At 33.0% G+C, this 14,973-nt stretch carries 14 protein-coding genes; all 14 read left to right on the top strand.

Annotated elements, in window-relative coordinates; genetic code table 11:
* Nucleotides 1-118 precede the first annotated feature (118 nt).
* Nucleotides 119-1,084, top strand: a complete 966-nt coding sequence (gene mraY, locus J5E45_RS03360) for a phospho-N-acetylmuramoyl-pentapeptide-transferase (RefSeq protein WP_069792875.1) — start codon at nt 119-121, stop codon at nt 1,082-1,084.
* A gap of 1 nt (nt 1,085) precedes the next feature.
* The gene (murD, locus tag J5E45_RS03355) at nt 1,086-2,435 is read left to right on the top strand and encodes a UDP-N-acetylmuramoyl-L-alanine--D-glutamate ligase (protein ID WP_039066856.1); all 1,350 of its coding nucleotides are present in this window, start codon (nt 1,086-1,088) and stop codon (nt 2,433-2,435) included.
* A 15-nt stretch (nt 2,436-2,450) separates the two neighbouring features.
* The gene (locus J5E45_RS03350; protein WP_208181578.1) at nt 2,451-3,338 is read left to right on the top strand and encodes a cell division protein FtsQ/DivIB; all 888 of its coding nucleotides are present in this window, start codon (nt 2,451-2,453) and stop codon (nt 3,336-3,338) included.
* 105 nt (nt 3,339-3,443) lie between these two features.
* Entirely contained in the window at nt 3,444-4,871 is a 1,428-nt protein-coding gene (ftsA, locus tag J5E45_RS03345; RefSeq protein ID WP_039066855.1) for a cell division protein FtsA, read from the top strand.
* 29 nt (nt 4,872-4,900) lie between these two features.
* Nucleotides 4,901-6,076, top strand: a complete 1,176-nt coding sequence (ftsZ, locus tag J5E45_RS03340) for a cell division protein FtsZ (protein WP_039066854.1) — start codon at nt 4,901-4,903, stop codon at nt 6,074-6,076.
* 123 nt (nt 6,077-6,199) lie between these two features.
* Nucleotides 6,200-6,988 (top strand): peptidoglycan editing factor PgeF, encoded by a 789-nt coding sequence (pgeF, locus tag J5E45_RS03335; protein WP_039066853.1) that lies wholly within the window; start codon nt 6,200-6,202, stop codon nt 6,986-6,988.
* Nucleotides 6,989-7,005: 17 nt separating this feature from the next.
* Nucleotides 7,006-7,680: a YggS family pyridoxal phosphate-dependent enzyme gene (locus tag J5E45_RS03330; protein WP_208181577.1), complete on the top strand. Its 675-nt coding sequence runs from the start codon at nt 7,006-7,008 to the stop codon at nt 7,678-7,680.
* Between the two features lie 5 nt (nt 7,681-7,685).
* Nucleotides 7,686-8,285 (top strand): cell division protein SepF, encoded by a 600-nt coding sequence (locus J5E45_RS03325; RefSeq protein WP_039066851.1) that lies wholly within the window; start codon nt 7,686-7,688, stop codon nt 8,283-8,285.
* A gap of 13 nt (nt 8,286-8,298) precedes the next feature.
* A complete protein-coding gene (locus J5E45_RS03320; protein WP_039066850.1) occupies nt 8,299-8,589 on the top strand; it encodes a YggT family protein in 291 nt (96 codons plus the stop codon).
* Between the two features lie 89 nt (nt 8,590-8,678).
* Nucleotides 8,679-9,458 (top strand): YlmH family RNA-binding protein, encoded by a 780-nt coding sequence (locus tag J5E45_RS03315; protein WP_107548728.1) that lies wholly within the window; start codon nt 8,679-8,681, stop codon nt 9,456-9,458.
* 153 nt (nt 9,459-9,611) lie between these two features.
* Nucleotides 9,612-10,229 (top strand): DivIVA domain-containing protein, encoded by a 618-nt coding sequence (locus tag J5E45_RS03310; RefSeq protein WP_107548727.1) that lies wholly within the window; start codon nt 9,612-9,614, stop codon nt 10,227-10,229.
* Between the two features lie 249 nt (nt 10,230-10,478).
* Nucleotides 10,479-13,229 carry an isoleucine--tRNA ligase gene (gene ileS / locus J5E45_RS03305; protein ID WP_208181576.1) on the top strand — a complete coding sequence of 917 codons (2,751 nt, stop codon included), beginning with the start codon at nt 10,479-10,481 and terminating at the stop codon, nt 13,227-13,229.
* A 259-nt stretch (nt 13,230-13,488) separates the two neighbouring features.
* Nucleotides 13,489-14,283, top strand: coding sequence for a VOC family protein (locus J5E45_RS03300; RefSeq protein WP_101050796.1), 795 nt, complete (start codon nt 13,489-13,491; stop codon nt 14,281-14,283).
* 211 nt (nt 14,284-14,494) lie between these two features.
* Entirely contained in the window at nt 14,495-14,971 is a 477-nt protein-coding gene (gene lspA / locus J5E45_RS03295; RefSeq protein ID WP_069792868.1) for a signal peptidase II, read from the top strand.
* Nucleotides 14,972-14,973 lie beyond the last annotated feature (2 nt).

Here is a 14,973-nt window from a genome sequence, read left to right as displayed (position 1 = left end):
AATCACTAAGTGTTGCAATAAAGTAACAACTTGAATTGGTTGGCTACGAACCTCAGTACATATGACTAATCGACGAGCATAACGACATAATCCAATTAAATAAATAAAGGAGCGCAATATGGTTTATTTACTCGCAATTATCGCACTGTTAATCACGTTTATATTAGTCCCAGTTCTAATACCAACGTTAAAACGAATGAAATTTGGGCAAAGCATTAGAGAAGAAGGTCCGCAAAGTCACATGAAGAAAACAGGCACACCTACTATGGGTGGATTGACTTTTCTCATTAGTATTATTGTAACTTCAATTTTAGCAATCATTTTTATGGATAACTCTAATCCGATTATTTTGTTGTTATTTGTAACAATAGGTTTTGGTTTAATTGGGTTTATTGATGATTACATTATTGTAGTAAAGAAAAATAATGAAGGTTTAACGAGTAAGCAAAAATTCTTAGCTCAAATAGGTATTGCAGTTATCTTCTTTATTTTAAGCCAAGTATTTAACTTAACTGACTTTTCTACAGGAATTCATTTGCCTTTTACAAATATTGAAGTACCACTTTCGATTGCATATGTAATTTTCATAGTCTTTTGGCAAGTAGGTTTTTCAAATGCAGTTAATTTAACAGATGGATTAGATGGCCTAGCTACAGGCTTATCTATTATCGGCTTTGTAATGTATGCAATTATGGCTTACTTCCAAGGTGCAACGTCTATCGGATTATTCTGTATTATCATGATTTTTGCGCTAATTGGCTTCTTACCATTCAACTTGAATCCGGCGAAAGTCTTTATGGGAGATACGGGTAGTTTGGCACTAGGTGGTATATTTGCTACTATTTCTATTATGCTCAATCAAGAACTGTCTCTAATTTTTATCGGTTTTGTATTTGTAGCAGAAACATTATCGGTTATGATACAAGTAACTTCATTTAAATTGACTGGAAAACGTATTTTCAAAATGTCTCCGTTACATCATCATTTTGAATTGATTGGATGGAATGAGAAAAAAGTGACGACAGTATTCTGGACAGTAGGATTGATTACAGGACTCATCGGTTTATGGATTGGAGTGAATTAAATTGCTGAAGTATACAGAATTAGAAAATAAAAACGTATTAGTGATTGGATTGGCGAAAAGTGGTTATGAAGCCGCTAAATTATTAAAAAAACTTGGTGCAAATGTAATTGTCAATGACGGTAAAGACTTGAGTCAAGATGCACATGCGATCGATTTAGAAAATATGGGCATAACAGTAATTGGGGGAGACCACCCACTTTCATTGTTAGATAGTAATCCTATAATATTTAAAAATCCAGGTATTCCTTATAATGTTCCATTAATAGAAGCAGCAACTGAAAAAGGATTGAAAATATTAACGGAAGTAGAATTAAGTTATTTAATATCAGAAGCGCCAATTATTGGTGTAACTGGTACAAACGGTAAAACAACAGTGACTTCATTAATTGGAGATATGTTTCAAAAAAGTAGGGTGACTGGTAAACTATCGGGTAATATTGGTTATGTGGCTTCAAAAGTTGCACAAGAAGTCTCAGCTGATGACTATTTAGTTACGGAGTTATCATCTTTCCAATTATTAGGAATCGATAAGTATAAACCACATATCGCTATAATTACGAATATCTATTCAGCGCATCTTGATTATCATGAATCTCTAGAAAATTATCAAAATGCTAAGAAGAAAATATATATTAACCAAACAGAAAATGATTATTTAATTTGTAATTACCATCAACGTCATTTAATCGAATCTGAATCATTGAAAGCAAAAACATATTATTTTTCAACTCATCAAGAAGTAGACGGTATTTATGTTGAGGATGGCTATATTGTATTTAAAGGTTTTAGAATCATTCATATAGATGATCTTGTGCTACCAGGTGAACATAATTTAGAAAATATTCTTGCCGCAGTATTGGCAGCATTACTTTCTGGAGTTTCCGTTAAAGCAATTATTGATAGTTTGACGTCATTCTCAGGTATTGAACACCGTTTACAATATATTGGAACAAATAAAACGAACAAGTATTACAATGACTCAAAGGCTACGAATACATTAGCTACACAATTTGCATTAAATTCGTTCAAACAACCAATCATTTGGTTATGTGGCGGGCTAGATCGTGGCAATGACTTTGATGAGCTTATTCCACATATGAAAAATGTAAGAGTTATGGTAACTTTCGGTGAGACAAAGGAGAAATTTGTGAAGTTAGGTGAAAGCCAAGGTAAGTACGTCATTACAGCTTCTGATGTGCAAGATGCAGTAGATAAGATACAGTCTGTCATAGAACCAAATGACGTTGTATTATTATCACCAGCATGTGCAAGTTGGGATCAGTACAATACTTTTGAAGAGCGTGGAAATAAATTTATCCAAAGTTTCCAAGCAAATTTACCTTCTTTTTAAAGGGTGTGATATTAAATGTCTGACAAAGTTAGTGAATTTGACTCTGATTACTTAAAAGAGAAACGAGCAAAAAGACGTAAAAGACAAAAGCAAATTCAATATTCAGTATTTGGTGTTTTATTGTTTATAATTATTTTAATATTGATTTATATGTTTACACCTTTGAGTAAGATTAGTAGTGTAGAGATTAGCGGGAATGATAATACATCTAAGAATACAATTAATAAAGCTATAAACGTAAAAGACAACTCAAGAATGTACACTTATAGCACTACAAATGCTCAAAACAAGCTTGAAGAAAGCACGCTTATCAAAAGTGCAGAAGTTAAAAAGCATTTTCCAAACAAGTTAACTGTGAAAGTGTCAGAAAAACAAATTGTAGCCTTAACTAAAAAGAAAGATAATTACGTACCTGTTTTAGAAGACGGTACAGAGTTAGAAGATTATGATGGTAATGCTACTGATAATGGACCAATTCTTGAAGGGTTTGAAAAAGACAAAAAAGAAAAGATTATACAAGCGCTTTCTGAAATGCCTGCGAAGGTTAGAGGGATGATAGCAGAAATTAAATTTGACCCTCAAGAAAATGCACAAAATCAAATCAAATTATTCACAACAGACGATATTCAAATTCTTGGTAATTTAAATACAATTGGTAAAAAAATGAAATACTATCCGCAAATGTCACAATCATTAGAACGTGATGAATCTGGAGAATTAAAAAAAGCGGGGTATATTGATTTATCAGTAGGTGCATCGTTTATTCCATATAGTGGTGATAGCACTACAAAATCTTCAAGTGACCAAAATGTGGATAAGGGTACAACAGAAGAAGATAAGGCAAAAGATGAGCTTCAAAGTGCATTAAATAAGATTAATGAGAAAACAGACAAAAATAATTAAAAAATTTCGACAAATACTTATCTTTATAGTTCACAAGCGTTAAAACCTATTGTAAACTATTAATAGTGTGAATTTGAATAAGTTATTGTCAGGAGGTGCCTATCTATGGAAGAGCATTATTATGTAAGTATAGATATCGGTTCATCGAGCGTTAAAACGATAGTAGGCGAGAAATTTCACAACGGTATAAATGTGATAGGTACAGGACAAACCTACACAAGTGGGATTAAAAATGGTCTTATTGATGATTTCGATATTGCTAAACAAGCAATTAAAGATACAATCAAAAAAGCCTCTATTGCTTCAGGAGTAGATATTAAGGAAGTATTTTTAAAACTACCTATTATCGGAACAGAGGTATTTGATGAGTCCAATGAAATAGAATTTTATGAAGATACAGAATTAGATGGTACACATATTGAAAGTGTACTTGAAAGTATTCGCGATAAAAATGATGTCCCTGAAACTGAAATTATTAACGCATTTCCAATTAAATTTATTGTAGATGGGGAGAATGAAGTTTCTGATCCAAAAGAATTGATTGCTAGACATAGTCTGAAAGTTGAAGCTGGTGTTATTGCAATACAAAAATCAATATTAATTAATATGATTAAATGTGTTGAATCTTGTGGCGTGGATGTACTTGATGTATATTCTGATGCATACAACTATGGCTCAGTTCTTTCAGCTACTGAAAAAGAATTAGGTGCATGTGTAATCGACATTGGTGAAGATATCACGCAACTTGCATTTTACGAGCGTGGTGAATTAGTTGATGCAGATGCATTAGAAATGGCAGGTCGAGATATTACTGAAGATATAGCTTCAGGCTTAAATACTTCATACGAGACCGCTGAAAAAATTAAACATCAATATGGACACGCTTTCTTTGATTCTGCTTCTGATCACGATGTATTTTCCGTTGAACAAGTCAACAGTGACGAAGAAGCGGAATTTACACAAAAAGACTTAGCAGACATTATTGAAGCACGCGTCGAAGATATTTTCTTTAATGTGTTTGAAGTATTGCAAGAATTAGGACTTACAAAAGTAAATGGTGGTTTTGTTATTACGGGTGGTTCTGCAAACTTATTAGGAGTTAAAGAATTGCTTCAAGATATGGTGAGTGAAAAAGTGAGAATTCACACTCCATCACAAATGGGAATCAGAAAACCTGAGTTCTCGTCAGCAATTTCAACAATTTCTAGTAGCATTACTTTCGACGAATTACTAGATTATGTTACAATTAGTAATCATGACAGTGAAGAATTCGAGGAAGAAGTCATCGAATCTGATGAAAGAGAACATAGTACAAAATCAAGTGGATTTGATTGGTTTAAGAAAAAATCGAACAAACCTGAAGAACCTCAAATGTCATCAACTGAGTCAAGAGAAGCAACTAATACTGTTGAAGCAGAAGAAGAGCCAGAGGTGTACGATAACGAAGTAAACATCGATCATGATGAAGAACGTAAACCTCAAGACAAAGAAGAAGGTAAATTCAAAAAACTTATGAAATCTCTATTCGATTGATTGGCCATTAAAACTAGGAGGAAATATAAATGTTAGAATTTGAACAAGGATTTAATCATTTAGCGACGTTAAAAGTCATCGGTGTAGGGGGCGGCGGTAATAACGCTGTAAACCGTATGATTGACCATGGTATGAATAATGTTGAATTTATTTCAATTAACACGGATGGACAAGCTTTAAATTTATCAAAAGCTGAGTCTAAAATCCAAATTGGTGAAAAATTAACACGTGGTTTAGGCGCCGGTGCTAACCCTGAAATTGGTAAAAAAGCTGCTGAAGAGTCACGTGAACAAATTGAAGATGCAATTCAAGGTGCAGATATGGTATTCGTAACTGCTGGTATGGGTGGCGGTACTGGTACAGGTGCTGCTCCAGTTGTAGCAAAAATTGCTAAAGAAATGGGCGCATTAACAGTAGGTGTTGTAACACGTCCGTTTGGTTTTGAAGGCCGTAAGCGTCAAACGCAAGCTGCAGCAGGTGTTGAAGCAATGAAAGCTGCTGTTGATACATTAATCGTTATTCCTAATGACCGTTTATTAGATATTGTTGATAAATCAACACCAATGATGGAAGCATTTAAAGAAGCAGATAACGTATTACGTCAAGGTGTTCAAGGTATCTCTGATTTAATCGCTGTATCTGGTGAAGTTAACTTAGACTTTGCAGACGTTAAAACAATTATGTCTAACCAAGGTTCAGCTTTAATGGGTATCGGTGTTTCTTCTGGCGAAAACCGTGCAGTAGAAGCTGCTAAAAAAGCAATTTCTTCACCATTACTAGAAACTTCAATCGTAGGTGCGCAAGGTGTGCTTATGAATATTACAGGCGGAGAATCATTGTCACTTTTCGAAGCACAAGAAGCAGCAGATATCGTGCAAGATGCAGCAGACGAAGATGTTAATATGATCTTCGGTACAGTAATTAACCCAGAATTACAAGATGAAATTGTTGTAACAGTTATCGCAACTGGTTTTGAAGACAAACCTTCATCACAAGGTCGTAAAGCTTCAAACACTGGCTTTGGTAATAGTGCAACAAGCGGAAGTACTACTAAAGAAGACACAATTTCTTCAAGTTCAGCAAGTGCTTCACAAGCATCATCAGAAAACGCTAGTGAAGGTAGAGCACATACAACTAATGAAGATGATATTCCAAGTTTCATTAGAAATAGAGAAGAAAGACGTTCAAGAAGAACTAGACGTTAGTCGCAACAAGTTTTGTAGACTAAATTAAATAATAAAGTGTCATCAGGTCAGTAGATCTGATGACTTTTTTAAATTTAATTAATAATAATGTTGCTTTTATATATCCTATGGAGGTTTGTGATCATGCAAGATAAATTTATTAAAAAGCATCATACATTAGAATATGAGGACGTTCATTTAAAAAATGTTAAACTGGGTATAACAACAAGAGAAGATGGTTTTAGCCCTTTTCCTCAAAACGCCTTTAATATGGCAAGATATATTAACGACAATCAACAAAGTATCACTGAACATCAAGAAATACTCGCTGCTACTATTGAATTTCCTAGAGAGCAATGGGTTTTTCCAATTCAAACTCATGAAAATAAAGTTGTAGAAGTAACTGAACAAGATAGAGGGTCTAATATAGATTCACTGACAGATCGATTGCATGGTGTAGACGGTTTATACACATATGATGATAATATTTTACTTACAATGTGCTATGCTGACTGTGTACCTATTTACTTTTATAGCGAAAAATATCATTTTATAGGTCTTGCACATGCAGGTTGGAGAGGAACTGTTGGTCAAATAGTCAATGAAATGGTTTCACGTATAGATTTTGAGTTAAGCGATTTAAATGTTGTCATTGGACCCGCAACTTCTATATCTTATGAAATTAACGATGATATAAAATCTAAATTTGAAGCGCTGCCGATAGATATTAATCAATATACACAAACTAGAGGTGTAGATAGACACGGTATTGATTTGAAACTTGCGAATGCATTACTGTTAGAATATGCTGGTGTTCCCAAAAATAATATTTATATAACAAGCTATGCGACATCTGAAGATTTATCATTATTTTTTTCTTATAGAGTTGAAAAAGGAAATACGGGTCGTATGTTAGCATTTATTGGTCAATAACGAAGAGGTGTATAGAATTGGACGTACAATATAATTTAAAGTGTATAAATGAACAAATACAGTCACATTGCGAAAAGGGTAATATTTCAACAATGCCAAACGTGATTGCAGTGACAAAGTATGTTACAATAGACCGAGCTAATGATGCATATAATGCAGGAATTAGACATTTCGGCGAAAACCGTTTGGAAGGGTTTCAACAAAAGAAAGCAATCTTACCTAATGACGCCGTTATGCATTTTATAGGTTCATTACAAACTAGAAAAGTTAAAGAAGTTATCAATGAAGTTGACTATTTCCATGCATTAGACCGTTTGAAATTAGCAAAAGAAATTGATAAAAGAGCCGAACATAAAATTAAATGTTTTGTTCAAGTGAATGTATCTGGTGAATCATCTAAACAAGGTGTTTCGTTATCAGAGGTTAAGACTTTTATTGAAGAGTTAAAGCAATATGAGAATATAGAAATCGTTGGTCTTATGACGATGGCTCCTTTGACTGAAGATGAGCCATATATAAAAAGCTTGTTTCAATTATTAAAAACAAAAAGAGATGAAATTAAAGCGCTCAATTTAAATTATGCACCATGTACTGAGCTTTCTATGGGAATGAGTAACGATTATCATTTAGCCGCTGAAGTAGGTGCATCATTTGTGAGAATTGGGACTAAACTTGTAGGAAAAGAGGAGTGAGCCCCGTGGCTTTAAAAGATTTATTTAATGGATTTTTCGTTGTAGAAGAGGAAGATGACGAATTAGAAGCGCCGCCAGAAGAAGAACAAAATAGAACACAAAACAAACAACAAGCGCAGTCTCAAAGCAACTTTAATGAACAATCAAATAATGGTTATACAGAAAAGCCAAGATCAATACAGTCCGTTCCCAAGAAACAGTCAACTAGATTACAGCAATCATCGGGAGAAAGGAAGTATCAAATGAATAACAGTTCATCTAAAAATAATACAAGGAACGTTGTGAATATGAATAATCAAGAACAAGATCAATTCGCTTTTGCACAAGAAAGTTCTAAAATGTGTTTATTTGAACCCCGTGTTTTTTCAGATACACAAGATATTGCAGACGAACTTAAGAATCGTCGTGCCACATTAGTTAATTTACAACGTATTGATAAAGTGTCTGCTAAACGTATTATCGACTTTTTAAGTGGTACTGTTTATGCAATTGGTGGAGATATTCAAAGAGTTGGATCAGATATATTCTTATGTACGCCAGACAATGTTGAAGTTGCTGGAAGTATCACTGATCAAATAGAAAATATGGAATACCAAGGTGAATAGAGGTAAAAAATAAATGGATATTGGTTTATTAGCAAACATATTTAATTTTATTTTATTCTTGGTTCAGATTTATTATTATGGGATGATTGTATATTTTGTTATGTCATGGATTCCCAATGCACGTGAAAATAAATTCGGTCAATTTTTATCAAAACTATATGAACCGTTTTTAGAGCAATTCCGTAAAGTTATACCACCAATTGGAATGATTGATATATCATCAATTGTTGCCATAGTAGTACTCGTACTATTCCGTAGTGGTTTAGCGAGCATATTTAATTTGATTTTAACTAAATTAATGTAAGGCATTGAATAATACTAAATGAACTAACATAAAATAAATGACAAGCACCTAACGTTAAATAACGAGAGGTGCTTTGTATTGTATTTGGAGTGATACACATCGATATTTATCAGCATTTCAGAAAAGAAGAACATGATTTAATAGATCAACTTATAGATAAATGCAATCGTGCTAATAATCAATACGCACCTGTATTGACAACGTTTCTTGATCCACGTGGTCAATATATAATGGAGGTTGTCGTCGGTAGCTTTGAAGACTTGAATGTTACATTTTATGGCGGACCATATGCGGAAAGAAAACGTGCTATTGTCGCGCCAAGTTACTTTGTACCAAGTGAAGAAGCATTCGAAATTGTATTGATTAAAGTTGATTATCCACAAAAATTTGTAACATTACAACATCAACATATTTTAGGCACAATTATGTCACTTGGAATTGAAAGAGAACAATTAGGTGACATTGTTGTGGCAGATAATATTCAATTCACTTTGACAAAGCAACTAGAATCTTATATTATATTGGAATTAAATAGAATCAAAGGCGCAACAGTTAAACTTAATTCTATTCCTATAAAAGATATGATACAATCAAAAGAGAATTGGCAAACATTTGATACAACTGTAAGTGGCTTAAGGTTAGATGTTGTATTAAAAGACATGATACGGAAATCACGAACTATTGCAAAACAACTGATAGACAAGAAACGTGTTAAAGTGAATCATACAGTGGTTGACGTTGCAGACTTTCAACTTGATAGTGGTGACTTATTATCAATCCAAGGATTTGGTAGAGCTATGATTACTGACATAGGCGGTAAAACTAAAAAAGATAAAATCAGAATTTCTTACAAAACGTTATTCAAATAATGGTATAATAAGCTATCATATAATTTGAGATAACATATTTAACGCTTTGCGCAATTTAGTAAATGATATATTATAAAAACATATTGTCGATAAAACACTATTTCTGTTATTTAATCGTTGTAGAAAATAGTGTATTATAGAAGGAGGATATTTATGCCTTTTACACCAAATGAAATTAAAAATAAAACTTTTACAAATGCAAGAAATGGTTTTGAGCCTACTGAAGTTGAAAGCTATTTAGAACAATTGAGTAATGAAATTGAACGTTTGAAAGAAGATAAAGTACAGTTAGAAAAAGTGATTGAAGACAAAGAAAGCAATATTCAATCGTATAAAGATGTACATCAATCTGTAAGTGATGCGTTAATTCAAGCTAAACAAGCCGGAGAAGAAACTAAAGCAGCTGCTTCAAAAGATGCCGAAGCGATAGTATCTAAAGCAAAAGCAGAAGCAGATAGAATTGTTAACGACGCAGTTGAAAAAGCACGTAGACTATCTTTCCAAACTGAAGATATGAAACGTCAATCCAAAATTTTCAGATCGCGTTTCCGTATGTTAGTCGAAGCACAATTAGATTTACTTAAAAATGAAGATTGGGATTATTTATTAAATTATGATCTTGATTCTGAACAAGTCACTGAAGAAAATATTAATCACTTAAATGATAATGAATTGACTGAAGAAGAAAAAGCTATGAAAGCGAGAGCTGAAGCAGACAATAACGCAACTGCTAGCGATCAAACATCAGCTACTGATTCAGAAAATAAATAATATTAGATAACAGACGCGTTTGAAACAATAAACATATCACAGCGAGTTAGGGATAGTGGGAGCCTTTCATATGTTAGTTTCTTATATCACTGTTATGTCATTACAAAGTAATAAAGATAATGAGAGAACTCTAAGTTGAGTTAATCAGGGTGGTAACGCGGTATACATCGTCCCTGTTAATTGAACTTAGAGTTCTTTTTATTATTTAAAATGAATAAAGTATGAAAACGGAACGAGGAGTGTATAGAAATGGACTATAAAGATACATTATTAATGCCAAAAACAGATTTCCCAATGCGTGGTGGTTTGCCAAATAAAGAGCCTAAGATACAAGAAGAATGGGATGAAAAAAACATCTATCAAAAAGTATTAGATAAAAATGAAGGGAATCCTTCATACATTCTACATGATGGCCCACCATATGCGAATGGAAGCTTACACATGGGACATGCGTTAAACAAAATTTTAAAAGATATCATCACACGTTATAAATCAATGCGTGGGTATTATACGCCTTACGTGCCAGGTTGGGATACACATGGTTTGCCAATCGAACAAGCGTTAACTAAAAAAGGTGTTAAACGCAAAGAATTGTCAGTAGCAGAATTCAGAAAAAAATGTGAAGCATTTGCATTAGAGCAAATTGAAAATCAGAAAAAAGATTTCAAGCGTTTAGGTATTAAAGGCGATTTTAATGACCCTTATATTACTTTAAAACCAGAATATGAAGCAGCTCAAATTCGTTTATTTGGAGAAATGGCGGATAAAGGTTTGATTTATAAAGGGAAAAAACCAGTATATTGGTCACCATCAAGTGAATCTTCATTAGCAGAAGCGGAAATTGAATATCAAGATAAACGTTCACCATCTATTTATGTAGCGTTTGATGTTAAAGATGGTAAAGGTATTATCGATCCAGATGCAAAATTTATTATCTGGACTACAACGCCATGGACATTGCCATCAAATGTAGCGATTACGGTGCATCCTGATTTAACTTACGGTCAATACAATGTAAATGGTCAAAAATACATCATTGGTAAAGATTTAGCGAGTGATGTTGTAGAAGCGTTAGGATGGGACGAAGATACTTTAGTATTAGAAAATGAATTTACAGGTAAAGAATTAGAATATGTTGAAGCCCAACACCCATTCTTTGAGCGTGAATCATTAGTAATTAATGGTTTACATGTTACTACTGATGCAGGTACTGGATGTGTACACACTGCACCTGGACATGGTGAAGATGACTATATAGTTGGTCAAAAATATAATTTACCTGTGATTAGCCCAGTAGATGATAAAGGTGTATTTACTGATGAAGCTGGTCAATTTGAAGGCATGTTTTATGATAAATCGAATAAAGAAATTACAGACCTACTAAAAGAAAATGGTGCATTACTACATTTAGAATTTATTACACATAGTTATCCTCATGACTGGCGTACGAAAAAACCAGTTATCTTTAGAGCGACGCCACAATGGTTTGCATCTATAGATAAAGTACGTCAAGATATTTTAGATGCTATCGATGAAACCCAATTCAAAGTGGACTGGGGTAAAACACGTATCTATAACATGATTCGTGACCGTGGCGAATGGGTTATTTCACGTCAACGTGTATGGGGTGTGCCGTTACCAGTATTTTATGCTGAAAATGGCGACATTATCATGACATCTGAAACAGTTAACCATGTTGCTGATTTATTTGAAGCAAATGGATCAAACATTTGGTTTGAACGTGATGCGAAAGATTTACTACCTGAAGGCTTTACGCATCCAGGTAGTCCAAATGGTGAATTTACAAAAGAAACTGATATCATGGATGTTTGGTTTGACTCAGGTTCATCACACCGTGGTGTGTTAGAGGAACGTCCGGAATTATCATACCCAGCTGATTTATACCTTGAAGGTAGTGACCAATACCGTGGTTGGTTCAACTCATCAATTACAACTTCAGTAGCTACGAGAGGGCAATCTCCATATAAAATGTTACTATCACATGGCTTTGTAATGGATGGAGAAGGTAAGAAAATGAGTAAATCATTAGGTAATGTGATTGTACCGGATCAAATTGTTAAACAAAAAGGTGCAGACATTGCACGTCTATGGGTGAGTAGTGTTGATTATCTAGCAGACGTACGTATTTCAGATGAAATTTTAAAACAAACTTCTGATGTTTATAGAAAAATCAGAAACACTTTAAGATTTATGTTAGGTAACGTAAATGATTATAACCCTGCTACTGATGCAATCGCTGAAGATAATTTATTAGAAGTGGATAAATATTTATTGAATAGATTACGTGAGTTTACTGCGAATACGTTAGACCACTATGATAACTATGATTATTTAGATATTTTCCAAGAAGTTCAAAACTTTATTAATGTAGAACTAAGTAATTTCTATTTAGATTATGGTAAAGATATTCTTTATATTGAAGAGCGTGATTCTCATAAACGTCGTAGTATGCAAACAGTGTTATATCAAATCGTTGTTGATATGACCAAATTGTTAGCGCCTATCTTAGTTCATACATCTGAAGAAGTTTGGTCACATATCCCTCATGTAGAGGAAGAAAGTGTACACTTAACAAACATGCCAGAACGTGTTGAAGTAGATCGTGAATTTGTAGATAGATGGAATACGTTTATGAAATTACGTGATGATGTTAACCGTGCATTAGAAGTCGCACGTAACGAAAAAGTAATTGGTAAATCATTAGAAGCTAAAGTTGTGATTGGAAGCAATGATAACTTTGATGCGACGTCTTTCTTACAACAATTTGCTGACTTACAACAATTATTTATTACTTCACAAGCAGAAGTAGTAGACCAAGTGGAAAATAGAATTCCTTACCAATATGGTGATATCCGTATTGAGCATGCACATGGTGAAAAATGTGAACGTTGTTGGAATTATAGTGAATCATTAGGTTCTGTAGGCGAATTAAATAACTTGTGTCCACGTTGTCAAGAAGTTGTCAAAACACTAGTATAATTAAAACGCTAGTTGTTATTAATTGAATAAATTGATTTGGATGAGGCTGGGACATAATTAATTGTCTTAGCCTCATCTTTTCTGGAGTGTATTGACGTTCCAATTTATTTTTATAAACATAATGCCATTGAGGCTTGATATTTACGCTTCCATTACTTAAGTTTCGACAATGCGCATTTATAATAGAATCTGTAATTGGACAGGGATAAAGAAATTTATAAGAATTTAAGTAAAACTTGATTTTAGAAGGGTGTTTTTTATGTTTCATAATCAAAGTGCACATTTTGTAAACGGCATAACATTAAATGTAAGAGATAAAGAAGCTATGAAACAATTTTATGAACATATCTTAGGGCTTAATGTAGTAAATGAATCATATTCAATTGTTCATTATGAAATTGGTAATTCAAATCATTTTCTAACATTAAAGCAAATTAACCATGGTAGAGAGCCTTTAACTTCGGAAGCGGGGTTATTTCATCTCGCTATTAGATTACCATCGAAAACAGATTTAGCGGATTTGCTCGTTCAATTGAGTGAGAATGATTTACCTATTAATGGTGGAGAACACGATATTACAACATCATTATTTTTAGAAGACCCGGAAGGCAATGGTTTAGAATTTTATGTGGATCATCCGATTGAAGATTGGGTGTTTGAAGATGATAAGGCTGTCTTAGAGACACGACCAATCAACGTGCCTAATTTGTTAACCTATGTTTCAAATGAAAAGTGGCAAGGCATCCCTGATGAAACAATAATCGGATATATTAATCTTAAAACAATAGAGTTAAAACGTGTAATTTCATATTATAAAAATTTCTTTGGTTTAGAAGCTTCTTCCTTAGAAACAAACACAGCATTGTATTTATCTTCTAACGGTTATCACCAACATATAGTAGTCAATAATTGGTTTTCTCGAATTAAGCGTATTGAAAACCATAAAACATATGGGTTAGCTTGTGTAGACTATCACTATCCTGAGACGACGCATAAAAATATTACAGGACCTGACGGTATAATGTTTCGTTTTAATTTTTATAAAGTTATGTAATTAACATGGAGCAATGACAAATTATTTTATTATGATACTAAGAAAACTTATTAAATGACTTTCATATAAATATATAGCATTAGATCAATGGTTGATCATGAATTATTAATTTATATATATATAATCAAACTGTAACTTTTTTTATAAGTTTGATTAGGATATAATGAAAGATGTTGTAAAAGCGACTGAGCGCAGAATAGGAGGTACAGACATGAAACGTCAGTACTACATTGGTATTTCTTTATTCATAACAATCGTTATATTATTATTAGATCAAATCACAAAATTTATTGTTGCTAGTTCTATGAAAGTTGGAGATTCTTTTAACGTAATTCCCAATTTTTTAAATATAACTTCACACCGTAATAATGGTGCAGCGTGGGGTATATTGAGTGGGAAAATGAGTTTTTTCTATATTATTACAATTATAATTCTTGTTGTATTAATTATATTTTACATTAAAGAAGCAAAACAGCATTTATTAATGCAAGTGGCTATTAGTTTATTATTTGCAGGAGCTTTAGGTAATTTTATTGATCGTGTGTTACATGGAGAAGTTGTAGACTTTGTTGATACAAATATTTTTGGTTATAATTTCCCTATATTTAATGTAGCAGATTCTAGTTTGACTATAGGCGTTTTGTTGATAGTAATCGCTTTGTTAACAGATATGAAGAAAGAAGAATAGGA

This window comes from Staphylococcus shinii (assembly GCF_017583065.1).
GTDB classification, from domain to species: domain Bacteria; phylum Bacillota; class Bacilli; order Staphylococcales; family Staphylococcaceae; genus Staphylococcus; species Staphylococcus shinii.
Note: the sequence above shows the minus strand (reverse complement) of the source record. Positions and strands in the feature narration are given on the sequence as shown.

Coding starts and splice junctions, on each gene's coding strand:
- ftsZ (WP_039066854.1), top strand. CDS start 4,901: ATGTTAGAATTTGAACAAGGATTTAATCATTTAGCGACGTTAAAAGTC.
- mraY (WP_069792875.1), top strand. CDS start 119: ATGGTTTATTTACTCGCAATTATCGCACTGTTAATCACGTTTATATTA.
- J5E45_RS03310 (WP_107548727.1), top strand. CDS start 9,612: ATGCCTTTTACACCAAATGAAATTAAAAATAAAACTTTTACAAATGCA.
- ftsA (WP_039066855.1), top strand. CDS start 3,444: ATGGAAGAGCATTATTATGTAAGTATAGATATCGGTTCATCGAGCGTT.
- ileS (WP_208181576.1), top strand. CDS start 10,479: ATGGACTATAAAGATACATTATTAATGCCAAAAACAGATTTCCCAATG.
- pgeF (WP_039066853.1), top strand. CDS start 6,200: ATGCAAGATAAATTTATTAAAAAGCATCATACATTAGAATATGAGGAC.
- J5E45_RS03350 (WP_208181578.1), top strand. CDS start 2,451: ATGTCTGACAAAGTTAGTGAATTTGACTCTGATTACTTAAAAGAGAAA.
- lspA (WP_069792868.1), top strand. CDS start 14,495: ATGAAACGTCAGTACTACATTGGTATTTCTTTATTCATAACAATCGTT.
- J5E45_RS03300 (WP_101050796.1), top strand. CDS start 13,489: ATGTTTCATAATCAAAGTGCACATTTTGTAAACGGCATAACATTAAAT.
- J5E45_RS03320 (WP_039066850.1), top strand. CDS start 8,299: ATGGATATTGGTTTATTAGCAAACATATTTAATTTTATTTTATTCTTG.